General features: G+C 74.1%; 18 protein-coding genes. 8 read left to right on the forward strand and 10 right to left on the reverse strand.

Annotation, left to right across the window (positions count from 1 at the left end):
- Nucleotides 1-36: 36 nt before the first annotated feature.
- The gene (locus ABD944_RS14320) at nt 37-1,767 is read left to right on the forward strand and encodes a glycoside hydrolase family 6 protein (protein WP_345176261.1); all 1,731 of its coding nucleotides are present in this window, start codon (nt 37-39) and stop codon (nt 1,765-1,767) included.
- 132 nt (nt 1,768-1,899) lie between these two features.
- Here ABD944_RS14320 and ABD944_RS14325 read toward each other — a convergent pair whose 3' ends face one another.
- From ABD944_RS14325 to ABD944_RS14340, 4 genes are all read right to left on the reverse strand, one after another.
- The gene (locus ABD944_RS14325; RefSeq protein WP_345176263.1) at nt 1,900-2,967 is read right to left on the reverse strand and encodes a lytic polysaccharide monooxygenase; all 1,068 of its coding nucleotides are present in this window, start codon (nt 2,965-2,967) and stop codon (nt 1,900-1,902) included.
- A gap of 122 nt (nt 2,968-3,089) precedes the next feature.
- Nucleotides 3,090-3,917, reverse strand: coding sequence for a carbohydrate ABC transporter permease (locus tag ABD944_RS14330; protein ID WP_345176264.1), 828 nt, complete (start codon nt 3,915-3,917; stop codon nt 3,090-3,092).
- On the reverse strand, nt 3,914-4,918 hold the full coding sequence (locus ABD944_RS14335; RefSeq protein WP_345176267.1) for a carbohydrate ABC transporter permease: 1,005 nt from the start codon (nt 4,916-4,918) through the stop codon (nt 3,914-3,916). Before ABD944_RS14335 ends, ABD944_RS14330 begins: the two co-directional genes overlap by 4 nt.
- Nucleotides 4,915-6,213 carry an extracellular solute-binding protein gene (locus ABD944_RS14340; protein ID WP_345176269.1) on the reverse strand — a complete coding sequence of 433 codons (1,299 nt, stop codon included), beginning with the start codon at nt 6,211-6,213 and terminating at the stop codon, nt 4,915-4,917. The genes ABD944_RS14335 and ABD944_RS14340 overlap by 4 nt, the downstream gene beginning before the upstream one ends.
- 265 nt (nt 6,214-6,478) lie before the next feature.
- Between ABD944_RS14340 and ABD944_RS14345 the strand changes: the two genes are divergently transcribed.
- From ABD944_RS14345 to ABD944_RS14355, 3 genes are read left to right on the forward strand one after another with little or no spacing between them, the layout of a single operon-like run.
- Nucleotides 6,479-7,540, forward strand: coding sequence for a LacI family DNA-binding transcriptional regulator (locus tag ABD944_RS14345; RefSeq protein ID WP_345176360.1), 1,062 nt, complete (start codon nt 6,479-6,481; stop codon nt 7,538-7,540).
- Nucleotides 7,537-9,858, forward strand: coding sequence for a beta-xylosidase/alpha-l-arabinosidase (locus ABD944_RS14350; RefSeq protein ID WP_345176272.1), 2,322 nt, complete (start codon nt 7,537-7,539; stop codon nt 9,856-9,858). Before ABD944_RS14345 ends, ABD944_RS14350 begins: the two co-directional genes overlap by 4 nt.
- The gene (locus tag ABD944_RS14355) at nt 9,855-11,378 is read left to right on the forward strand and encodes a glycoside hydrolase family 43 protein (protein ID WP_345176274.1); all 1,524 of its coding nucleotides are present in this window, start codon (nt 9,855-9,857) and stop codon (nt 11,376-11,378) included. The genes ABD944_RS14350 and ABD944_RS14355 overlap by 4 nt, the downstream gene beginning before the upstream one ends.
- On the opposite strand, the gene ABD944_RS14360 is transcribed toward ABD944_RS14355, so the two are convergent.
- Nucleotides 11,375-12,580 carry an ROK family protein gene (locus ABD944_RS14360; RefSeq protein ID WP_345176276.1) on the reverse strand — a complete coding sequence of 402 codons (1,206 nt, stop codon included), beginning with the start codon at nt 12,578-12,580 and terminating at the stop codon, nt 11,375-11,377. The genes ABD944_RS14355 and ABD944_RS14360 overlap by 4 nt on opposite strands.
- Nucleotides 12,581-12,672: 92 nt before the next feature.
- Between ABD944_RS14360 and xylB the strand changes: the two genes are divergently transcribed.
- Nucleotides 12,673-14,055, forward strand: a complete 1,383-nt coding sequence (xylB, locus tag ABD944_RS14365) for a xylulokinase (protein ID WP_345176279.1) — start codon at nt 12,673-12,675, stop codon at nt 14,053-14,055.
- A 13-nt stretch (nt 14,056-14,068) separates the two neighbouring features.
- Nucleotides 14,069-15,226, forward strand: coding sequence for a xylose isomerase (xylA, locus tag ABD944_RS14370; protein WP_345176281.1), 1,158 nt, complete (start codon nt 14,069-14,071; stop codon nt 15,224-15,226).
- Nucleotides 15,227-15,261: 35 nt separating this feature from the next.
- Here the strand turns inward: xylA and ABD944_RS14375 are convergent, their stop codons facing one another.
- The 4 genes from ABD944_RS14375 to ABD944_RS14390 are packed head-to-tail and all read right to left on the reverse strand — an operon-like array spanning nt 15,262 to nt 18,735.
- Entirely contained in the window at nt 15,262-16,470 is a 1,209-nt protein-coding gene (locus ABD944_RS14375) for an ABC transporter permease (RefSeq protein ID WP_345176284.1), read from the reverse strand.
- On the reverse strand, nt 16,467-17,153 hold the full coding sequence (locus ABD944_RS14380; protein WP_345176286.1) for an ABC transporter ATP-binding protein: 687 nt from the start codon (nt 17,151-17,153) through the stop codon (nt 16,467-16,469). The genes ABD944_RS14375 and ABD944_RS14380 overlap by 4 nt, the downstream gene beginning before the upstream one ends.
- Entirely contained in the window at nt 17,150-18,193 is a 1,044-nt protein-coding gene (locus tag ABD944_RS14385; RefSeq protein WP_345176288.1) for a peptidoglycan-binding protein, read from the reverse strand. Before ABD944_RS14385 ends, ABD944_RS14380 begins: the two co-directional genes overlap by 4 nt.
- Nucleotides 18,193-18,735 carry a hypothetical protein gene (locus tag ABD944_RS14390; protein ID WP_345176290.1) on the reverse strand — a complete coding sequence of 181 codons (543 nt, stop codon included), beginning with the start codon at nt 18,733-18,735 and terminating at the stop codon, nt 18,193-18,195. Before ABD944_RS14390 ends, ABD944_RS14385 begins: the two co-directional genes overlap by 1 nt.
- Before the next feature lie 180 nt (nt 18,736-18,915).
- Here ABD944_RS14390 and ABD944_RS14395 point away from each other — a divergent pair, with 180 nt between their 5' ends.
- Together ABD944_RS14395 and ABD944_RS14400 are read left to right on the forward strand one after the other, a co-directional pair.
- On the forward strand, nt 18,916-19,572 hold the full coding sequence (locus tag ABD944_RS14395; RefSeq protein ID WP_179834554.1) for a response regulator transcription factor: 657 nt from the start codon (nt 18,916-18,918) through the stop codon (nt 19,570-19,572).
- Nucleotides 19,569-20,792, forward strand: a complete 1,224-nt coding sequence (locus ABD944_RS14400; protein ID WP_345176293.1) for a sensor histidine kinase — start codon at nt 19,569-19,571, stop codon at nt 20,790-20,792. Before ABD944_RS14395 ends, ABD944_RS14400 begins: the two co-directional genes overlap by 4 nt.
- Here ABD944_RS14400 and ABD944_RS14405 read toward each other — a convergent pair.
- Entirely contained in the window at nt 20,775-21,845 is a 1,071-nt protein-coding gene (locus tag ABD944_RS14405; protein ID WP_345176295.1) for an ABC-2 transporter permease, read from the reverse strand. The two genes, ABD944_RS14400 and ABD944_RS14405, sit on opposite strands and share 18 nt — an antisense overlap.
- Nucleotides 21,846-21,890: the final 45 nt, after the last annotated feature.

The raw sequence follows: 21,890 nt of genomic DNA on the forward strand, positions 1-21,890 counted from the left end.
CAAGAGAGCCCACCCCAACCAGATGGAGGAATCCGGATGAAACACCCCTCCGCGCGCGGCGGCCGCGGCGCCCTGCGCCGCGGCACGGCGGCCGCCTCGGCGGCCCTGCTGCTCGCCTCAGGCACGGTCGCGCTGGCCCAGGCCCAGGCCAGCGCGGCCGCCGGCTGCAAGGTCGACTACACGACGAACGACTGGGGCACGGGCTTCACCGCCTCCGTGACGGTCACCAACCTCGGCGACCCGATCAGCGGCGGCTGGACGCTGGAGTGGGACTTCGCCGGCAACCAGCAGGTGACCTCGGGCTGGAACGGGACGTTCGCCCAGTCCGGCAAGCACGTCACCGTGAAGAGCCCGAGCTGGGCCCAGACGCTGGCGACCAACGCGACGGCCAACCCCGGCTTCCAGGGCACCTACTCCGGCGCCAACCAGGCGCCCGCCCAGTTCAAGCTGAACGGGACCGTCTGCACCGGGTCGGCGGGACCGACCGACCCGCCCACGGACCCGCCCACCGATCCGCCTCCGGGCAACCGCGTCGACAACCCCTACGCCGGGGTGAAGGCGTACGTGAACCCCGAGTGGTCGGCCAAGGCCGCGGCCGAGCCGGGCGGCAGCGCGGTCTCCGGCCAGCCGACCGGCGTGTGGCTGGACAGGATCGCCGCGATCCAGGGGGCGAACGGCTCCATGGGCCTGCGCGCCCACCTCGACAAGGCCCTCGACCAGGGCGCCGGTGTGGTCCAGCTCGTCGTCTACGACCTGCCCGGGCGTGACTGCTCCGCGCTGGCCTCCAACGGCGAACTCGGGCCGAACGACCTCGACAAGTACAAGACGCAGTTCATCGACCCGATCGCGCAGATCCTCGGCGACGCGAAGTACGCGGGCCTGCGGATCGTCACGGTCGTGGAGATCGACTCGCTGCCGAACCTCATCACCAACGCCGGTGGCCGGCCGACGGCCACCCCCGCCTGCGACACGATGAAGGCCAACGGCAACTACGAGAAGGGCATCGCCTACGCGCTGCAGAAGCTCGGCGCCATCTCCAACGTCTACAACTACCTCGACGTGGGCCACCACGGCTGGATCGGCTGGGACGACAACTTCGGCCCGACCGCGCAGCTGCTCGCGACCGTCGCGCAGGCGTCCGGCTCCAAGAACAACGTCGCCGGGTTCATCACCAACACCGCCAACTACGGGGCCCTGCAGGAGCCCTACTTCACCATCAACGACACTGTGAACGGCACGTCCGTCCGGCAGTCCAAGTGGGTCGACTGGAACCGGTACGTCGACGAGCTCTCCTACGCGCAGGCGTTCCGGCAGGAACTCGTCAAGGACGGGTTCGACTCGGGCATCGGCATGCTCATCGACACGAGCCGCAACGGCTGGGGCGGCGCGAACCGCCCGACCGGTCCCGGCCCGAAGACCAGCGTGGACGCCTACGTGGACGGCAGCCGGACCGACCGGCGCATCCACCTCGGCAACTGGTGCAACCAGGCGGGCGCGGGCCTCGGCGAGCGGCCCAAGGCGGCCCCCGCCGCGGGCATCGACGCCTACGTGTGGATGAAGCCCCCGGGTGAGTCGGACGGCGCCAGCAAGGAGATCCCGAACGACGAGGGCAAGGGCTTCGACCGGATGTGCGACCCCACGTACACCGGCAACCCGCGCAACAACAACAACATGAGCGGCGCGCTGGCGGACGCCCCGCTGTCCGGGCACTGGTTCTCCGCCCAGTTCCAGGAGCTGCTCAAGAACGCCAACCCGCCCGTCCGGTAACCGGCCACCACGGAAACGGCCCCGTGACCCGCTCCGGTCACGGGGCCTCTCCCCGTCCTGGAGGCGGGCCCCGAAAGGGAAGGGCCCGCGGCGTCCCCTGTCGGACGCCGCGGGCCGCGTTCTGCCCGGGCCTCAGGAAGTCATGCAGTGCGGTTCGAGCGCGGTCGGTGAGCCCGGCGCCTTCACCGTGAACCCGAACGTGGTCGACGCCCCCACGGCGAGAGCGCCGTTGTAGTTCGCGTTCTTGACCGTGACGTCTGGACCGGACTGCGTGAAGCCGCCGTTCCAGAGGCTGTCGACGGTCTCGCCGTTGGCGAAGGTGAAGTGGGCCATCCAGCCGCCCAGTGGGAGCGTGCCGGTGTTGGTGACGGTGATCTCGCCCTGGTAGCCGCCGTTCCAGCTGCCGACGGAGCGGTACCCGGCCTTGCAGACCTTGCCCGGGTCGCCGGGCGGGTCGGTCGGCGGGTCGGTCGGGCCGCCGCCGTCCTCGCCGACGCCCGTCACCTCGCCGTTGCCTCCGTCGAAGACCACGTCGGAGCAGCCGTAGAACGTCTCGTTGCTGTCCGAGCGCTGCCACACGGTGTACAGGAGGTGGCGGCCGCTCTTGCCGGACGGCAGCCTCGCGTTCCAGTGGTAGTAGGCGTCCTCGCTGCCGGGCGAGCCGACGCTCGGCGGGTCGGTGACGCTGTAGAACGGCTGGTCCTCCAGGTCGTCCCAGCTGAGGGGCCTGGTCGGGCTCCAGCTGTCCTTCGTGACGTAGGTGCGGAACGTTCCGGGATGGGCCGCCCACTTGTTGTACCGGAACTCGATGTCGGCGCCGGAGGTCAGGTGCGTGACCGGCCAGTCGTCGCGGGCGAGGTCGTAGCCGCCGAAGTCGTAGACGACCGCGCCCCCGCTGCACAGCTTCCCGTCGGGGATGAAGCCGCGGGTGCGGCCCGCCCCGTCCGAGCGCAGGACGGCGAACCAGTTGTAGAGCGAGTTGGGGCCGCTCTGCGCGACCGCCGCCGCGCAGGCCGGGTTGTGCGGGACGATCTGCCCGGTCGGGCTCAGGCCGTCCTTCCAGCACAGGTAGGTGCGGCTGCCGGGCACCATCATCGCGCCGTGCGCGGACGCCGGCGCGGCCGTCAGCAGCGCGCCGGCGATCATCGCGGGGCCGAGCACCGCCCCCGCGGCCAGTGCCCTTCGTCTTCGCTTGCCCATGTTCCTCCCGTCACCGGGCCAGAGAGTGCTGTCCAGCGGACGCTAACTCCGCCTCGCAGGGCTCGTGAACGGGCCTTTCAGGCTTTCATCGGCCGCCGGGGGCGCGGGCGCGGAGGCGGGGCTCAGCCCTTCGTCGCGCCCGCGGTGAGCCCTCCGATCAGCTGGCGCTCGGCCACCGCGTAGAAGGCGATGGCGGGCGCCATCGCCAGCACGATGTAGGCGATGACGAGCGCGTAGTTCGTCGAGTACTGCCCCTGGAACTGCTGGATGCCCACGGGGATCGTCTGCCATTTCGGATCGGCCAGCACCAGCAGCGGGAGGAAGAAGTTGTTCCAGCTCGTCACGATGGCCAGGACCGACACGGTGCCGAGGGCGGGCCTCGCCATCGGCAGCAGGATGCGCCAGAAGAACCCGAACCGGGTGCAGCCGTCCATGATCGCCGCCTCCTCCAGCTCCGCCGGGATCGTCCGGAAGAACGAGCGCAGGATGATGATCGTGATGGGCAGCGCGAACGCGGCCTGCGGCAGGATGACGCCGAGCGGGTTGTCCAGCAGCCCGAACGAGCGCAGCAGGACGAACAGCGGCAGCACCGCCACCGCCGGCGGGAACATCAGGCCGGCCGCGAACAGCGTGAAGAAGAACTCGCGGCCCCGGAAGGCGTAGCGGGCGAACGCGAAGGCCGCGAGCGCCGCCGCCGCGACCGTGAGCAGCGTGGTGGCGACGGCGATCATCACGCTGTTGCCGAGCTGCCGCCAGAAGTCGCCGGACGACAGGATGCCGGTGTAGTTCGACGTCTTCCAGGGCGAGGGCAGCCCGACCGGATCCGTGGTGAGGTCGCCCGTGGTCTTGAAGCCGGAGACGACCGCGTACAGCAGCGGCACGACGATGAAGGAGCCGAGCACCCACACCAGGGTGTGCCGGGACGCGCTGCGCGCGAGGCCCGCCCTCATGGGCGGCCTCCCGCGGAGGTGACGGCGCCCTGCAGGTCGCGGCGCAGCGCGTAGCGCTGGTAGAGCAGGGAGAAGACCATGCTGATGAGGAACATGGCCACGCTGATCGCGCTCGCGTAGCCCATCTGGTACCGCTTGAACCCGAACTGGAACATGGTGACGGCCATCGTCTCCGTGGAATGCGTCGGCCCGCCGGTCGTGATGACCCACACGAGGTCGAACAACTGGATCGAGCCGATGACGGACAGGAACACGCTGATCCGCAGCGTCGGCGCGAGCAGCGGCAGCGTGACGCCGCGGAACCGCCGCCACGGCCCGGCCCCGTCGATCGAGGCCGCCTCCAGCACCTCGGCGGGGACGCCCTGCAGCCCGGCGAGGTAGATCATCATGTGGAAGCCGAAGTACTTCCAGGTCATGACGGCGAACAGGGTGGGCAGCGCGGTGTCCGGGTCGGAGAACCACCGGCCGGCGAGGCCGCCGACGAGGGGCAGGTCCCCGACGAGCGTGTCGGCGAGCCCGGTGCCCGGCAGGAAGATGATGCCGAACAGCACTCCGGCGATCACCTCGGACAGGATGTAGGGCGCGAAGAAGACCGCCCGGTAGACCGCGCGGCCGCGCATCCGCTGGTTGAGCAGGACGGCCGTGCCGAGCGCGATCGGCAGCTGGACGGCGATCGACAGGATGACCATGACCAGGCCGCGCCACAGGTCGCCGCGGAAGACGGGGTCGCCGGCCAGCTTCCGGTAGTTGTCCAGGCCGGCGAAGTCCTCCGGCCGGCCGAAGCCGCCCCAGGTGAAGAAGCTCGTGTAGAACGCGACGAAGATCGGGATCAGCACGAAGAAGAGGAACAGCAGCAGCGCCGGGAGGAGGAACCAGGTGGCGGACATCCAGCCGCGCAGCCGCCGCCCCGTCGGCGCGCCGCGGGCCCGCCCCCGCGGGGCCCGCACGGCGGGCCGCGGCCGGTCGCCGGTCGTGGCGGAGCCCCGGATCGTGTGGGTCATTGGCTCTTGGCCGCCTTGGTCACCTGCTGGGCGACCTCTTCCGGGGTCCCCTTGCCGCCGACGAGGGCCGCGACGCTGTCGTTGACCTGCTGCCCGACGGCGGGCGGGAAGGCCTGGTCCAGGTAGAGCTGGAACCCGCTGGAGCCGTCCAGCGCCTGCGCGACCTGCTTGCGGTTCGGGTCGTCCAGCGCGCTCTCGGCTCCCTTGACGACCGGCATGAAGGCGCCCGAGGAGACGAGCTTGCGCTCGTTCTCGCCGTTCATCAGGAACGTCAGGAAGTCCAGCGCCTCCTTGGGGGCGTCCTTGCTGAGCGCGTGGCCGTTGCCGCCGCCGAACACGTCGGTGACGGCTCCCTGGCCTCCGTCGACGGTCGGGAAGGGGAACCAGCCGAGGTCGTCGCCGATGCCCTTGCCGGAGGCGTCCTTCTCCACCGAGGGCGCCCACTGCCCCATCAGCTCCATGCCGGCCCTCCCCGCGCCCATGGTGGCGGCCTGGCCGCCCGGCGCGTCATAGCCGGCGTTCTGGAAGCCGCTCTGGAAGGGCTGGAGGTCGACCAGTTCCTTGAGGTGCTGCCCGGCCTGGACGAACGCCGGGCCGGTGAAGTCGTTCGACTTGGCGGCCTGCTCCAGCGCGGTCATGCCGCCGACGCGCATCGCGAGGTAGGCCCAGTAGTAGTGGCCGGGCCACTTGTCCTTCCCGGCCAGCGCGATGGGGGCGACACCGGCGCCCTTGAGCTTGCGGACGGCGTCCAGGAGCTCCGCCCAGGTCTTGGGGGTGCCCTTGATCCCGGCCTTGGCGAAGTGCCGCTTGTTGTACCAGAAGCCCACCATGCCCATGTCGTACGGGACGGCGTAGGTCTTGCCGTCGAACTGGTACGCCTTCTGCGACACCGGGGTGATGGTGCCGAGCAGGCTCGCCCCGTCCGAGGTGAGGTCCTTCACCAGCCCCGCGTCGATCTGCTGCTTGAGCACGCCGCCGCCCCAGGTCACGAAGACGTCCGGCAGCTTCCCCGAGGCGACCAGCGCGGTCATCTTCGACTTGTAGGCCTCGTTCTCCAGGTTGGTGAGCTTGATCCTGACGTTCGGGTGCGACGCCTCGTAGGCCTTGGCGATCTGCGGATAGAGCGACTTGGACGGTTCGGTGGTCGCGATGTCCATCCACTCGACGGTCACCTTCCCTCCCGACTCGGAACCGCCGTCGCCGCAGGCGGCGACCAGGGGCGCGGCGGCGGCCAGCACGGCGCCCGCGGAGACTGCGGTGAGGAGGGAACGGCGCGACAGCGGTGGGATGCCCATGATGGCCTCCTGGATCGGGGGTGGCTCGGCCTGGAGCGGCGGGGCGGGACCGCTCTTCGAAACATTTCGAAAATCTTCGGGCTTGCCGTTGCCGTGGAACTCTAAGAAAGGGCCCCCTCACGGTCAAGGCTTCTGCGGCGAGTGACCGAAATCGAACGTCCGAGAAGGCGTGGACGGGGGCTAGGAGAGCGCGAAACATTGCGATACTGTTCGCAATCGTTTCCTCGGGGAGGAGAGAAGCGTGCCCGTGCGCACCACCGACGAGATGCCGGACCCCCCGTCCCGGCCGACCCTGGCGCTGATCGCCTCCGAGGCGGGGGTGTCCCCCGCCACGGTCTCCAAGGTCCTCAACGGCCGCACCGACGTGGCCGCCGCGACCCGCGAGCGCGTGGAGGCGCTGCTGCGCACCCACAACTATCCGGGGCCCGGCGGGTCCCGGCGCGCCCGCAGGTCCGGGCTGATCGACCTGGTCCTGGCCGGTCTGGACAGCCCGTGGGCGGTGGAGATCCTGCGCGGGGTGGAGGCCGAGTGCGCCGAGCACGGCACCGGCGTCGTCGTCTCGCTGGTGCGCGAGGACGACGCCCGCCCGCCGAGCTGGCAGAACCTGCCCGCGCTGCACCACAGCGACGGGGTGATCCTGGTGACGTCCCGGATGACGCGGCGCCAGCGCGAGCAGCTGGAGCGGGCCGGCGTCGGGCTCGTCCTGGTCGACCCGGTGAACCTGCCGGACACCGAGATCGCCAGCGTCGGCGCCACCAACTGGGCCGGCGGGCTCGCCGCGACCGAGCACCTGATCGGGCTCGGCCACCGCCGCATCGCGATGATCGGCGGGCCCGCCGACATGCTCTGCACGCAGGCCCGGGTCGACGGCTACCGGACGGCCCTGGAGCGGGCCGGGATCGAGGTCGACCGGGAGCTCGTCCGGTACGGCGACTTCCACCACCAGGGCGGGTACGCCCGCACCCGCGAGCTGCTCGCGCTGCCCGAGCCGCCCACCGCGGTCTTCGCGGGCAGCGACGAGCAGGCCATGGGCGCCTACCAGGCGGCCCGGCTCGCCGGGCTGCGCATCCCCGAGGACCTGAGCGTCGTCGGCTTCGACGACCTGCCGACCTGCGAGTGGCTGTCTCCGCCGCTGACGACCGTCCGTCAGCCGCTGGAGGAGATGGGCCGCGTCGCGGCCCGCACCCTGCTCCAGCTGCTGGACGGGCGGCCGCCGCTGACCCCCCGCGTGGAGCTGGCCACCGACCTGCGCGTGCGCGCCTCCACCGCGCCGCCGCCCTCCGCCCCGCCGTCCCGCACACCGCCGTCCCCCACGGAGGAGCGATGACCGAAGCCGTCCCGGCCCCGAGCGCGATCCGCGGGCCCTGGCAGGATCCCGGGCTGCCGGTCGCCGAGCGGGTCGCCGGCCTGCTGGCCCGGATGACCCCCGAGGAGAAGGCGGGGCAGCTCGCCGGCTTCTGGGCGATGCCGGCCGAGCCGGGCGAGCCGGTGGCGCCGATGGAGGACGACTCCCACGAGACCGCCCCGCGCCTGGAGGAGATCCTGGACTGCGGTCTCGGCCAGCTCACCCGCGTGTTCGGCACCCTCCCGGTCGCGGCCGCCGAGGGCGCCGCCCGGCTCCGCGAGCTGCAGGGCCGGGTGGCCGCCGCCAACCGGTTCGGCCTCCCGGCGATCGCGCACGAGGAGTGCCTCAACGGCTTCATGACGTGGGGCGCCACCGTGTTCCCCAGCCCGCCCGCGTGGGGCGCCACCTTCGACCCCGACCTGGTCGGCGAGATGGCCGCGGCGATCGGCGCGAGCCTGCGGGCGGCGGGCGTCCACCAGGGCCTCGCGCCGGTGCTCGACGTCGTCCGCGACGCCCGCTGGGGCCGCACGGAGGAGTGCATCGGCGAGGACCCGTACCTCGTCGGGGTCCTCGGCACGGCCTACGTGAGGGCCTTGGAACGATCCGGCATCGTCACCACGCTCAAGCACTTCGCCGGCTACTCCGCCTCCCGCGCCGGCCGGAACATGGCGCCGACGCCGATCGGCCCGCGCGAGTTCGCCGACGTCGTGCTGGAGCCGTTCGTGATGGCGCTGCGCGACGGCGGCGCCCGCTCGGTCATGCACTCCTACACCGACGTGGACGGGATGCCCGCCGCGGCCGACGAGCGCCTGCTGACCGGCCTGCTGCGCGAGCGGCTGGGTTTCGCGGGCGTCGTCGTCGCCGACTACTTCGGCATCTCGTTCCTGGAGAGCCGGCACCGGGTGGCCGGATCGCGGGGCGAGGCCGCCGCGCTGGCGCTGCGCGCCGGGATCGACATGGAGCTGCCGACCGTCCGCTGCTACGGCGCACCGCTGATCGAGATGGTCCGGCGGGGCGACGTGCCCGAGGAACTGCTCGACCGCGCCGCCGGTCGCGTCCTGGCGCTGAAGGCCGAACTCGGCCTGCTGGACGGCGCGCCCGTCCCGGACGAGGGAGCGGAGCTCGACTTCGACCCTCCGGAGCACAGGGCGCTGGCGCGGCGGCTGGCCGAGGAGTCGGTCGTCCTGCTGGCGAACGACGGCGTGCTTCCGCTGCGCTCCGGCGAGGGGGTGGTGCTGGCGGGGCCGCTGGCGGACGACCCGTTCGCGATGCTGGGCTGCTACACGTTCCCGAGCCACGTCGGCCGCCGGCATCCGGAGATGCCGCTCGGCGTGCGGATCCCGACGCTGGCGGACGCGCTGCGCGCCGAGCTGCCCGGCGTGCGGGTCGCGGGCTCGGGCGACGTGTTCGTCGCCGAGGACGCCGACATCGAGGCCGCGGTCGCGGCGGCGCGCGAGGCCGAGGTGTGCGTGCTCGCCCTCGGCGACCGGGCGGGGCTCTTCGGCCGCGGCACGTCCGGCGAGGGCTGCGACGCCGAGACGCTCGCGCTGCCGGGACGGCAGGCCGAGCTGGCCGCCGCCGTCCTGGACACCGGCACGCCCACGGTCATCGTGATGCTGACCGGGCGCCCCTACGCGATCGAGGCCCTCGCCGACCGGGCCGCCGCCGTCGTGCAGGCGTTCTTCCCCGGCGAGGAGGGCGGCGGGGCCGTCGCGGGGATCCTGTCGGGCCGCGTCGAGCCGTCGGGGCGGATGCCGATCAGCGTGCCCCGGCGCGCGTCCGGCCCGCCGGTCACCTACCTGCGGTCGCTGATGGACGGCGGGCACGACTGGAGCGCGGTCGACCCCGTCCCCCTCTACCCGTTCGGCCACGGCCTGACCTGGACGTCGTTCGAGTACGAGGACCTGCGCGTGGACGAACGGGCGGCGACCGACGGGACGGTGACGGTCAGCGCGGTCGTCCGGAACACCGGGGGGCGCGCCGGGACGGAGGTGGCGCAGCTGTACCTGTCCGACCCGGTGGCCTCGGTGGTGCGGCCCGCCCGCTGGCTCGCCGGATGGGCCAGGGTCCGGCTGGAGCCGGGCGAGGCCGCGCGGGTCGCGTTCCGGGTGCACGCCGACCGGACCTCCTTCACCGGCCCGGACCTGCGGCGCATCGTCGAGCCCGGCGTCGTCGAGGTCTGCGTGGGACGGTCGAGCGCCGACCTGCCGCTGCGCGGCGCGTTCACGCTCGACGGGCCCGTCCGCGAGCTCGGCCCGGACCGGGTCCTCACCGTCCCGGTGGAGGTGACGCCGCTGTGATCGCTTTCGACAACCCGATCCTGCCAGGCTGCCATCCCGACCCGACGGTCTGCCGCGTGGGCGACGACTTCTACCTCGTGACGTCCACCTTCGAGTGGTTCCCCGGACTGCCGGTCTTCCACAGCCGCGATCTCGTGCACTGGCGTCAGATCGGGCACGCGCTGGACCGGGCCGGGCAGCTGCCGCTGGACGGCGTCCCGGCGTCGGGCGGCCTGTACGCGCCGACGCTGCGCCATCACAACGGCACCTTCTACCTGGTCTGCACGCTGGTGGACGGGACGCGCTGGTCCGGGCACTTCGTGATGACGGCGTCCGATCCCGCCGGGCCGTGGTCGGACGCGCACCGCCTGGACGGCGACGGCATCGACCCGTCCCTGTTCTTCGACGACGACGGCCGCGCGTGGTGCACCGGCACCCGGCCGACCGGACGCTACGAGGGCCACACCGAGATCTGGCTGCGCGAGTTCGACCCGTCCGCCCTCGCCCTGACCGGCGAGGAGCACGTGATCTGGGACGGCGCGGTGAAGGGGGCGATCTGGTCCGAGGGCTCCCACCTCTACAAGATCGGCGGCCGGTACGTGCTGCTCACGGCCGAGGGCGGCACCGCCCGCGACCACGCCGTGATGGTCGCCCGCGCCGACGACGTCACGGGCCCCTACGAGGGGAACCCGCGCAACCCGGTGCTGACGCACCGCGACCTCGGCGCCGGGCATCCGATCGTCGGGGCCGGGCACGCCGACCTCGTGGACACGCCCGACGGCGAATGGTGGATGGTGCTGCTCGCGATGCGCCCGCACCACCGCGACCGGTGCGCCCTCGGCCGGGAGACGTTCCTGACCCGGGTCACCTGGGAGGACGGCTGGCCGGTCACCGGCGGGCGCATCGAGCCGCGCCACGCCGCCCCGATGCTGGCGCCGCAGCCGTGGCCGGCCGCCCCGGCGTGCGACCACTTCGACGAGCCCGAACTGGGCCCTGCCTGGAACATGCTGCGGACGCCCCGGGAACGCTGGTGGAGCCTGACGGAGCGCCCCGGGCACCTGCGGTTGCGCGCCCGTCCGGAGACCCTCGCGGACGCGGCCAACCCGTCGTTCCTCGGACGCCGCCAGCAGCACCACGCCTTCGCCGCGTTCACCTCGCTCGACTTCGCCCCGGCCGGTGAGGAGCGGGCCGGGCTCGCCCTCGTGCAGAACAGCGACTTCCACGTCCTGCTCGTGTCCACGAGCCAGGGGCTGCGCCTGGTCGGACGAGAGCGCGGGAACGAGACCGTGCTCGCCGCGGGTCCTCGCGTCTCGGGGCCCGTCCGGCTGGGCTTCGAGGCGCACGGACGCTGGTACCAGGCGTACTACGGCGCGGCGCCGGGCGAGTGGACTCCGTTCGGTCCCCTGGTGGACGGCGACGACCTCAGCAGCCAGGTCGCAGGCGGTTTCACCGGCGCCTACATCGGCCTCTACGCCACGTCCAACGGCCGGACGGGCGGCGGCCACGCCGACTTCGCCTGGTTCGAGTACCGCCCGCTCTAGAGGAGCAGCGCGGGGTCGGCGATCACGCGTTCCACGACGAGGCCCGCGGCGCCGAGGACCGCGGCGCCCTCCGCCAGGCCGGACACCTCGACCGGAGGCACGCCGCGCCGCAGCGAGCCCGGCCCCTCCGCGAGGACGCCCTCCAGCGGGGGCCGGATCCAGGCGGCCAGCGGGGAGAACACCCCGCCGAGCACGATGGTGTCCGGGTCGATCAGGTTGACGGCCGAGGCCAGCGCGCCACCGAGCGCGCGGCCCGCCCGGGCCACCGCGTCGAGCGCCGCCGCGTCGCCGCCGCTCAGCCGGTCGACCAGCCGGCCCACCGAGCCCTCGGGCCCGGCGGCCGGCCGCGTCACCGGCAGGCCCGCCGCGCGCAGCATCGCCTCCTGCCCGGCGATCTGCTCCAGGCAGCCGCGCCCGCCGCAGGAGCAGGCGGGGCCGGACGGGTCGGCGACCAGATGCCCGAGCTCGCCCGCGAAGCCGTGCGCGCCGCGGAAGACCCGCCCGTCCACGACGATGCCGGCGCCGATCCCGATCTCGCCCGAGACGTGCACGAAGTCGCCGAACCGGGCGCCGCCGCCGAACCACAGCTCGCCCAGGGCGGCGAGGTTGGCCTCGTTGTCGTACTCGGCGGGCAGCGCCGTGGCGAGGCCGGGGGCGCCGGTGACGGGGACGTCCGTCCAGCCGAGGTTCGGGGCGTGCCGCACCACCCCGTTCTCGCGGTCGAGCAGGCCGGGCAGGGCGACCGCGGCGCCGGCGACGGTCAGGCCCTGCCCGGCGGCCGCGGCGACCGCCTCGCCCGCCAGCGCGGACAGCGCGGCGAGCACGGCGCCGGGCTCGCGCCCGCGGTTGTCGGAGCTGACGACGTGCCGGTAGCGGACCTGCTTGGCGAGGTCGAGGACGCAGGCGGCGAGGTAGTCGACGTTGACCTCCAGGCCGAGCCCGGCCGCGCCGTCGCCGTGGACGGACACGCCCACGCCGGGACGTCCGCGCTCCCCCTCGCGCACCGGCGCGCCGTCCCGCACCAGGCCCGCGCCCTCCAGCAGGGAGACGAGGTTGGACACCGTCGTCTTGGTGAAGCCGGTGAGCTCGGCCAGGCGCGCCCGCGTCACCGGCTGGTGGCGGGCCACGTGCTCCAGGACGACGGCGAGGTTCCGCTCCCGCATCGTCGCGTGCCGGACGGGGGCGTTGGCGGACTTCGTCATGGAAGAACCCTAAATGAAGCACGTGTATAGGCAGGGCAGAGGCCCTCTGCTAGGTTATTTAGTCCAAGCTCTTTACGAAAGGCGGGACCCGGATGCCCGAGAGCCTGGTCGCGGGCGTCGACTCCTCGACGCAGTCGACGAAGGCCGTGCTGTGCCGCGCCGCGGACGGCGCCGTGGTCGCGGCCGCCTCCGCCCCGCATCCGGACGGCACCGAATGCCACCCCGACCACTGGTGGCGCGCGCTGGGCCAGGTCAGGGAACTGCTCGAACGCGCCGACGCGGTGGCGGTCGCCGCGCAGCAGCACGGCATGGTCGCGCTCGACGGCGCCGGCGAGCCCGTCCGGCCCGCCCTGCTCTGGAACGACACGCGCTCGGCGCCGCAGGCCCGCGCCCTCGTCGAGGAGCTCGGCGGCGCGAAGGCCTGGGCGGAGCGGACCGGCAGCGTGCCGCTCGCGTCGTTCACGGTGACCAAGCTGCGCTGGATGGCCGAGCACGAGCCCGGCCACGCGCGCCGCACCGAGCAGGTCATGCTCCCGCACGACTGGCTGACGCTGCGGCTCGGCGCGTCCGAGCCGGTGACCGACCGGGGGGACGCGTCCGGGACCGGCTACTGGTCCCCCGCGACCGGCGCGTACCTGCCGGACCTGCTGCGCGCGGCGCTCGGGCACGAGGCCCGGACGCCCCGCGTCGCCGCTCCCGGCGAGCGCGTCGGCGAGACGGCCTGGGGCGCGGCGCTCGGCCCCGGCACCGGCGACAACATGGGCGCCGCGCTCGGGCTCGGGCTGGAGCCCGGCGACGTCGTCGTGTCGATCGGCACCTCCGGCACGGCGTTCGCGGTCGCCTCGGAGCCCGCGGCCGACGCCTCCGGGCTGGTCGCCGGGTTCGCCGACGCCACCGGCCGGTACCTGCCCCTGGTCTGCACGCTGAACGCCGCGCGGATCCTGTCGGCCGCCGCCGCGATGACCGGGGCCTCGCTGGAGGAGCTGTCCGCGCTGGCCCTCGCCGCCGAGCCCGGCGCGGGCGGCCTGACGCTGCTCCCCTACCTGGACGGCGAGCGCACCCCCGACCGGCCGGACGCCAGCGGCGTGCTCGCGGGGCTCACCACCGCCAACGCCACGCGGGAGAACCTCGCGCGGGCCGCCGTGGAGGCGCTGCTGTGCTCGCTCGCCGACGCCGTCGACCACCTCGCCGCGCAGGGCGTCCGGCCGCGCCGCGTCCTGCTGATCGGGGGCGGCGCCCGCGCCGAGGCCGTCCGCGCCCTCGCCCCCGCGATCTTCGGGACGCCGGTGACCGTCCCCGAGCCCGCCGAGTACGTCGCGCTCGGCGCCGCACGCCAGGCGGCCTGGGCCCTGGCCGGGACGCCCCGGCCGCCCGCCTGGCCGGCGCCGCCCGCGACCGAGCACACCGCCGACCGCACCGACGCCGGGGTCCGCGCACGCTACGCGGCGCTGCGCGACACCGCCCCGCAGATCTGAGGGAGAGAACCCCATGAGCGACTACACGCCCACGCCCGAGGACCGCTTCTCGTTCGGCGTCTGGACCGTCGGCTGGCAGGGCGTCGACGTGTTCGGCCCCGGCACCCGGCCGCCGATGCCCGCCGACCGCGCCGTCCGCGAGCTGGCCGCGATCGGCGCCTACGGCGTGAACTTCCACGACAACGACGTGTTCGACTTCGACGCCTCGCCCGCCGAGCGGCAGGGCGCGATCGACGCGTTCCGCAAGGCCCTCGACGAGACCGGCCTGGTCGTCACCACCGCCACCACGAACCTGTTCGGCCACCCGATCTTCAAGGACGGCGCGTTCACCGCCAACGACCGCGACGTCCGCCGCTTCGCGCTGCGCAAGGTCATGGACAACCTGGACCTGGCCGCCGAGCTGGGCGCCCGGACCTATGTCTGCTGGGGCGGGCGGGAGGGCGCCGAGTCCGGGGCCGCCAAGGACGTCCGGGCCGCGCTGGACCGCTACAAGGAGGCGTTCGACGTCCTCGGCGCCTACGTCGCCGACCAGGGCTACGACCTGCGCTTCGCGATCGAGCCGAAGCCGAACGAGCCGCGCGGCGACATCCTGCTCCCCACGATCGGCCACGCGCTCGCGTTCATCCAGACCCTGGAGCGCCCCGACACCGTCGGCCTGAACCCCGAGGTCGGGCACGAGGAGATGGCCGGGCTGAACTACGCGCACGGCCTGGCCCAGGCGCTGTGGCAGGGCAAGCTGTTCCACATCGACCTCAACGGGCAGCACGGCCCCCGCTACGACCAGGACCTGCGGTTCGGCGCCGGGAACGCGCGCGGCGCGTTCTGGGTCGTCGACCTGATCGACCAGAGCGACTACGACGGCCCGGTCCACTTCGACTTCAAGCCGCCGCGCACCGAGGACGACCGGGGCGTGTGGGAGTCGGCGGCCGCGTGCATGCGCAACTGGCTGATCCTGCGCGAGAAGGTCCGCGCGTTCCGCGCCGACCCCGACGTCCAGGACGCCCTGCGCGAGGCCAAGCTGGACGAGCTCGCCCAGCCCACGCTGGCCGACGGCGAGGACTGGCGCTCCGTCCGCGACGCCACCGCCGACGCCGAGGCCCTCGGCGCCCGCCGCACCGCCTTCGAGCACCTCGACCAGCTCGCCCTGGAGCACCTCTACGGCGTGCGCTGATTTCTCAGGGGCAGCGGCCCCGTGGCACGTCGTGGTCACGGGGCCGCCAGTGCTTCCGTGGGGGCCAGGCGGGCTGCGCGTAGTGCGGGGTAGAGACCCGCGACGCCACCGATGACGAGGGTGGCGAAGATGCCGCCGGCCATCGCCCACACCGGGACGACGGTCGGCCAGCCCTGCGTCACGGCGAAGACGGCGGTGACCACGATGCCCGCGGCCACGCCCCCCACGCCGCCCAGCACGGCCAGCATCTGCGACTCGGCGAGGAACTGGAGCCGGATCTGGCCCCGGGTCGCGCCGAGGCTGCGGCGCAGGCCGATCTCGGCGCGGCGCTCCAGCACGGAGATCACCATCGTGTTGGCGACGCCGACGCCGCCGACCAGCAGCGCGACGCCGCCGAGGCCGAGGAGCAGCCCGGTGAACGCCCGGTCGCCGGCCTGCTGCGCGGCCAGCGCGTCCGAGGGCCGGCTGACCTCGACCTCGTTCGGGGCCTGCGGGTTCGCGGTCGCCGCGAGCAGGTCCCGCACCTTCTCCACGGCGTCCTTGCGGGCCCGCGTGTAGACGGTGGTCGGGTGGCCGTCGAAGCCGAGGCGGGACGCGGCGGCGTCCCAGCCGACGAGCGCGGCCGAGTCCAGCTCCGGCGCCAGCCCGTTCGGCTCCAGGACGCCGACGACGGTGAACCACTGGGAGCCGAGCCACACCTGCGTGTTCGGCGTCGAGACGCCGAGCCGGTCGGCCGCCGCCGACCCGAGGACGACGGCGGGGTACTGCGCCGTGCCCGCGTTGAGCCAGGTGCCGGCGGCCATGGTGAGGCCGACGGTCCGCGGCAGGTCGAGGCGGGCCGCCAGGACGCTGATGCCGCCGCTCTCCCCCTCCGGGATGTGGTCGTTGCGGTAGACGGAGGTGTCCTCCAGCTTCGCCGTCGCCGACGCCGACCGCACGTCCGGCATCCGCGCCACCATGCCGACCGACTCCTCGGGCAGCGCGGCGTCCCCGCCGAACAGGTCGCGGCCCGGGCCGACCGTGAGCAGGTTCGTGCCGAGCCGGTCGAGGGTGGCCTGCAGCTGCGCCCGGCTGGACGTCGAGATGCCGACCACGCCGATCATCGCGGCGATGCCGATCGCGATGCCGAGGGCGGACAGGAACACCCGCGTCGGCCGGGACCTGAGACCGGCGGCGCCGACGCGCAGCACGTCGCCGGGGCCGAGCCTCGCCGGGGCGTCCCCGGAGGCGGTCCTCCCGCTCACGGCGCCCCCACCCGTGCGTCGTCGTGCACGATCCTGCCGTCGCGCATCCGCACCTGCCGGGGCAGCAGCGCCGCGATGTCCCGGTCGTGCGTGATCAGGACGACGGTGGTCCCGCCGCCGGACAGCTCGCGCAGCAGGTCCAGGACGCCCGCGCCCGACGCCGAGTCCAGCGCGCCGGTCGGCTCGTCGGCCAGCAGCAGCGCGGGCTCCCCCACCACGGCGCGGGCGATCGCGACCCGCTGCCTCTCGCCGCCCGACAGCTGGTGCGGCCGGTGGCCGAGCCGGTGGCCGAGCCCGACGCGCTCCAGCGCGTGGCGGGCCCGGCGGCGCCGCTGCGGCTGCGGAACGCCCGCGTACAGGAGCCCGTCGGCGACGTTGTCGAGCGCGCTCACGCCGGCGGCGAGGTGGAACTGCTGGAACACGAAGCCGATCCGCCGGGCGCGCAGCGCGGACAGGCGCCGGTCCGTGAGCCGCGACACGTCCCCGCCCTCGACGAGGACGGTGCCGGCGCTCGGCCGGTCGAGCGTGCCGAGCAGGTGCAGCATCGTCGACTTCCCCGATCCGGACGGCCCGACGATCGCGAGGAGCTCGCGCTCCGCGACGGTCAGCGACACCGCGTCGAGCGCGGTGACCCCGCCCGGATAGGTCTTGGTGACCTCCCTGAGCTCCACGACCGGGCTCATGCCGGCACCCCGACCTTCATGGCCTCCGCGAGGCCCGGTCCGGAGATCTCGACCCGGCCCCCGGCGAACACCCCGGTCTCGACGGGCACCGTGCGGACCCGCCCGTCCTGGACGACCTGGACGGCGTAGCCGCCGTCGCCCCGGGCGATCAGCGCGCCGACCGGCACGGCGAGGACGCCGGGATGCCGGTTCGCGGTGAGGTGCACCTCGACGGGCGCCTTGTCGTAGGAGCCGAGCTTCGCGCGGCCGGCGACCGCGATCTCGACCTCCACGGTGGTCGGCTGGTCCTGCGCCCCCTCCTTGGCGACCTTCCCGACCGAGGAGATCCGCCCCGTGACGGTGTCTCCGGACGGCAGTTCGATCTCCACTTCCGCGCCCTTCCTCGCGAGCCGCTGGTACTCGACGTCCAGGTCGACGGACACGACCCGGGTCGTGCCGGTGTAGGTGAGGACGGGCCCGCCGACGCGGTCGCCGACGTTCGCCTTGCGCTCGGCGATCCGGATCCGGCCGGACGCGACGACGGCCGCGCCGGGGGCGACCCGGCCGGTCTCGCCGACGCCGAGGGCGTCCTGCCAGCGCCGCACGGCCGCCGCGGTGGCGGCGTCGTAGGTCCTGTCGACGGTGAACCCTGTGTAGCCGAGTGCCCGCAGGTTCCGTTCGAGCTGCAGGACGTCGGAGCCCTTCGTCCCCTCGGCGAGCGTCCTGTACAGCGGCAGCCTGCCGTACAGCAGCGGCACCGGCCTGTCGTCGACCCGGTACACCGCCCTGCCCCTGGAGACGACCGAGCCGGGACCCGCCAGCCACGTGAGGGTCCCGCGCCCGGCGCCGGCGACGGTGCGGGTCCCGCCGTAGCCGAGCGTGCCGTCCACGTCCTGCGTCTCGGTGAGCGTGGTGCGCTCGATCGCCGCCGTCGCGGGCGGGAGGGCGCTGCGGGCGGCGGCGGTGTCGCCGCCGCCGCCGAGGCCGACCGTCGCGAGCCCCGCGCCGCCGGCCACGACCGCCCCGGCCGCGCCGAGGACGATGGTGCGCGTCCTGGCCACTAGTCGCCGCCCCGGCTCGTCACGGGTCCCTTGCCGCCGTCGGGCGAGAACTTGGCGCAGACCTTCTGCGCGTTCTTGAACTTCTGGCTCTCGGGGTTCACCCCCGTGCCCTTCCCGGCCTGGATCTTGATGCCGCCGTCCGGCTCGGGGTCGGGGAACGCGCCGACGCCGTTGTCGCGCATGCACTTGGCGAACGCGCGCATCTTCGCCAGTTCCTCGGGCTTCGGCTTGGGCGGCTTGCCGCCGTTCGGCATCAGGTGCGCGCACTTCTTCTGCGCCGCCTGGATCCTGCCGTCGGTCTCCGGCCCGCCGCCCTTGCGGGGGCCGCCCGGCCTGGCGGACGCCCGGATCTCGATCCGCCCGTTCTTCGGGTCGGGCATGTCCACCCCGTTGGCGCGCATGCACCGGGCGAACTCGCGCATCTTCTGGTCGTCGCTTGCGGCCTTGGCGGTGCCGCCCCCGCCGTCCCCGCCCCCGCAGCCCTGCGCGCCGATGGCCAGGGCGGGGGCGAGCGCCAGCGCGGCGAGCATACGTCGTCGCATCGGGTCGTCTCCTCGTCGTCTCCGCCGGGCGGTGCGCCGGCGGCGACCGCAAGTCCAGCCTCCGGCCGGTAACCCCGGCGTAACCGGATCGCGTTATGCCGGCGTTACGCCCGCTGCCCGAAGCTGGGGCGGCGGGACGCGCCGGGGGGCGGGTCCGAAGGAGCGGCAGGGGTGGCGGACGTGCGGGTACTGATCGCCGAGGACGAGCGGATGCTCGCCGACTCGATCGCCGAGGGGTTGCGGGCGGAGGCCCTCGCCGTGGACGTGGTCTACGACGGGGACGCCGCGCTGGAGCGGCTCGGCGTGCACGACTACGACGTGCTCGTCCTCGACCGGGACCTGCCGGTCGTGCACGGCGACGACGTGTGCCGCGCGGTGGTGGAGTCCGGCGCGCTCGTGCGGGTGCTGATGCTCACCGCCGCCGTCACCGTCCCGGCCCGGGTCGACGGGCTGCGCATCGGCGCCGACGACTACCTCACCAAGCCGTTCGCGTTCGAGGAGCTGGTGGCGCGGATCCTCGCGCTCGGCCGGCGGGCCCGCCCGGCGGCCCCGCCGGCGCTGGAGCGCGCCGGGATCCGGGTCGACCCGTCCCGCCAGGAGGTGTACCGCGACGGCCGGTACGTCCACCTGGCGCGCAAGGAGTTCGGGCTGCTGGCCGAGCTGCTGCGCGCCGACGGGACGATCGTGTCCGCCGAGCGGCTGCTGGAGAAGGTGTGGGACGAGCACACCGACCCGTTCACCAACACCGTCCGGGTGACGCTGATGAAGCTGCGCCGCAAGCTCGGCGATCCCCCGGTCATCGAGACCGTCCCGGGAGTGGGGTACCGGATCCCATGAGCGCCGCGAGCACCGCGGGGTTCGCCGGCCGGCTGCGGCCGACGATCCGCCTGCGGCTGACCATCCTCTACACGGGCCTGTTCCTCGGCGCGGGCATCGTGCTGCTCGGCCTGACCTACCTTCTCGTCCAGAACAGTCTCCAGAGGCAGGGGGAACCCGCGCAGGACCGCGTCTTCACGGCCGCGGGACCCGCGGCCGTGAAGGAGGCCGCTCCGATGCCCGGGAAGGAGTCGGACCTCACCGTGCGGCGCGTGCAGGGCGCCCTGATCAAGGGGCGTGCGGACTACCAGCGGGAAACTCTCAACGCGCTGCTCACCCAGGGCGGGATCGCGCTCGGCCTGGTGGGCGCGGCGGGGCTCGGCTTCGGCTGGCTTCTCGCCGACCGGGCCCTGCGCCCCGTGCACGCGATCACCGAGACGGCCCGCCGCGTCGCGCGCAGCCACGACCTCACCGAGCGGATCGCCTACGAGGGCCCGCGCGACGACGTCAAGGAGCTGGCCGACACCTTCGACACCATGCTCGGCCGGCTGGCGCGGGCGTTCGACGGGCAGCGCCGGTTCGTCGCGAACGCCTCCCACGAGCTGCGCACCCCCCTCGCCATCAACCGGACGCTGGTCGACGTGGCGGTGCGGCGCCCGGACGCCACCGACGACGTCAAGCGGCTCGGCGAGTCGCTGCTGGTCGTCAACGGCAGGCACGAGCGGCTCATCGACGGGCTGCTCACCCTCGCCGGGACCGAGAACGTCGTGGTCGACGCCGGGCCGCTCGACCTCGCGGACGTCGCCGGGCACGTCCTGCGGCAGGCCGCCGCCGAGGCGGAGGGCCGCGGCGTGACCGCGGACCGCCTGCTCGGCCCGGCTCCCGCCTCCGGCGATCCGGTGCTGGTGGAGCGGCTCGTGCAGAACCTGGTGGAGAACGCGATCCGGCACAACCGCGACGGCGGCGAGGTGCACGTCGCCACCCGGGTCCGGGACGGCTGGGCCGAGCTCACGGTCGCCAACACCGGCCCGACGGTCCCCGCCTACGAGATCGAGACGATCTTCGAGCCGTTCCGGAGGCTCGGCAACGACCGGGTGCGCTCCGACCGCGGCTCGGGCCTCGGGCTGTCGATCGTCCGGGCGACCGCGACGGCCCACGGCGGCACGGTGACCGCGTCGCCGCGCCCCGGGGGCGGCCTCGTCGTGACCGTCCGGCTGCCGGCGTCAAGCCCTCCGGGCTGAGGCGACCCCCTCGGCCGGGGCGGTCGTCCGCGGGCGCAGCGCGGACACGGCCAGGGCGACGACCGCCCCGGCGAGCGCCCACCCTGCCAGCACCCAAAGCGCGTGCGCCGTGGCGTTGCCGGAGAAGTAGACGGTGTTGCGGACGGCGGTGGTGGCCGCGCCGGTAGGAAGCCACCCGCCGATCGAGCGCCAGAACGGCGGCAGGAGCGCGACCGGGTAGGCGCCGCCGGCGCTGGGGTTGCCGAGGACGACGAACAGCAGGATCGCCAGGCCGATCCCGACGAGCCCGAACAGCGTCTGGAGCGCGGCGGTGGCGGCCGCCGCGGCGAAGACCACGAGCGCCCCGATCCCCCAGAGCGGGAAGAAGTGGCCCGGAAGGGCACCGAGGAGCGGACCGGCGATGAGGGCGCCGCCGAGCCCCGACACGACCGCGTACGGGGCGAGCGCCCCCATCCGGATGACCGTGCGGCGCGCGTTGGCCGGGCGGGCGCCGCCCGCGACCGCGAGGATCGCCGCCGCCAGGTAGCCGCCCACGACCCAGCCGATGACGAGGTAGAAGGAGGACAGGCCCCGGCCGTCCTTGGGGCCGGGCGGCCGGATGTCGACGACCGTCACCTGCCGGCCCTGGGCGGTCTCCAGCCGGTGCGCCACGTCGGTCGCGGTGCCGGCGAGCGCCGGGCCGGCGGCGGAGGCGACCAGGAGCGTGTCGGTGCCGCCGCGCGGGTTCACGATGATCGCCGCGTCGACGTCCCGGTGCAGGATGTCGCGGCGGGCCTGCTGCGCGCCGGGCGCCGTGCGGGCCTTCAGCGGTGCGCCCTCCAGCGCGTTCACCCGCGCGACGACCTGGCCCGCCACGGCCGGCGGCGCGACCACCGCGACGGGGACGCGGTGCGGAGCCGGCGAATGGAACGCGCCGATGTAGGACAGGATGAACCCGAACTGCAGCAGCAGGACCCCGCTGATCAGGGCGAACGCGCGGAGCGTCACCGCGTCGCGCAGTTCTGCCGCGAACCCGCGGTCGGGCGGGCGCCGGTCGGGCGCGGGAGTGCTCATGCCGGTCGCCTACCCATTCGGTGGCCCGCCAACTGCGCGGACGCC

The sequence above is a fragment of the Actinomadura verrucosospora genome, assembly GCF_039540335.1.
Classification (GTDB): domain Bacteria; phylum Actinomycetota; class Actinomycetes; order Streptosporangiales; family Streptosporangiaceae; genus Spirillospora; species Spirillospora verrucosospora.

What these genes read in the sequence shown, in the direction of transcription:
- ABD944_RS14320 (WP_345176261.1), top strand. Translation starts at nt 37, where the DNA reads ATGAAACACCCCTCCGCGCGCGGCGGCCGCGGCGCCCTGCGCCGCGGC.
- ABD944_RS14325 (WP_345176263.1), bottom strand. Translation starts at nt 2,967, where the DNA reads ATGGGCAAGCGAAGACGAAGGGCACTGGCCGCGGGGGCGGTGCTCGGC.
- ABD944_RS14330 (WP_345176264.1), bottom strand. Translation starts at nt 3,917, where the DNA reads ATGAGGGCGGGCCTCGCGCGCAGCGCGTCCCGGCACACCCTGGTGTGG.
- ABD944_RS14335 (WP_345176267.1), bottom strand. Translation starts at nt 4,918, where the DNA reads ATGACCCACACGATCCGGGGCTCCGCCACGACCGGCGACCGGCCGCGG.
- ABD944_RS14340 (WP_345176269.1), bottom strand. Translation starts at nt 6,213, where the DNA reads ATGGGCATCCCACCGCTGTCGCGCCGTTCCCTCCTCACCGCAGTCTCC.
- ABD944_RS14345 (WP_345176360.1), top strand. Translation starts at nt 6,479, where the DNA reads ATGCCGGACCCCCCGTCCCGGCCGACCCTGGCGCTGATCGCCTCCGAG.
- ABD944_RS14350 (WP_345176272.1), top strand. Translation starts at nt 7,537, where the DNA reads ATGACCGAAGCCGTCCCGGCCCCGAGCGCGATCCGCGGGCCCTGGCAG.
- ABD944_RS14360 (WP_345176276.1), bottom strand. Translation starts at nt 12,580, where the DNA reads ATGACGAAGTCCGCCAACGCCCCCGTCCGGCACGCGACGATGCGGGAG.
- xylB (WP_345176279.1), top strand. Translation starts at nt 12,673, where the DNA reads ATGCCCGAGAGCCTGGTCGCGGGCGTCGACTCCTCGACGCAGTCGACG.
- xylA (WP_345176281.1), top strand. Translation starts at nt 14,069, where the DNA reads ATGAGCGACTACACGCCCACGCCCGAGGACCGCTTCTCGTTCGGCGTC.
- ABD944_RS14380 (WP_345176286.1), bottom strand. Translation starts at nt 17,153, where the DNA reads ATGAGCCCGGTCGTGGAGCTCAGGGAGGTCACCAAGACCTATCCGGGC.
- ABD944_RS14390 (WP_345176290.1), bottom strand. Translation starts at nt 18,735, where the DNA reads ATGCGACGACGTATGCTCGCCGCGCTGGCGCTCGCCCCCGCCCTGGCC.
- ABD944_RS14400 (WP_345176293.1), top strand. Translation starts at nt 19,569, where the DNA reads ATGAGCGCCGCGAGCACCGCGGGGTTCGCCGGCCGGCTGCGGCCGACG.
- ABD944_RS14405 (WP_345176295.1), bottom strand. Translation starts at nt 21,845, where the DNA reads ATGAGCACTCCCGCGCCCGACCGGCGCCCGCCCGACCGCGGGTTCGCG.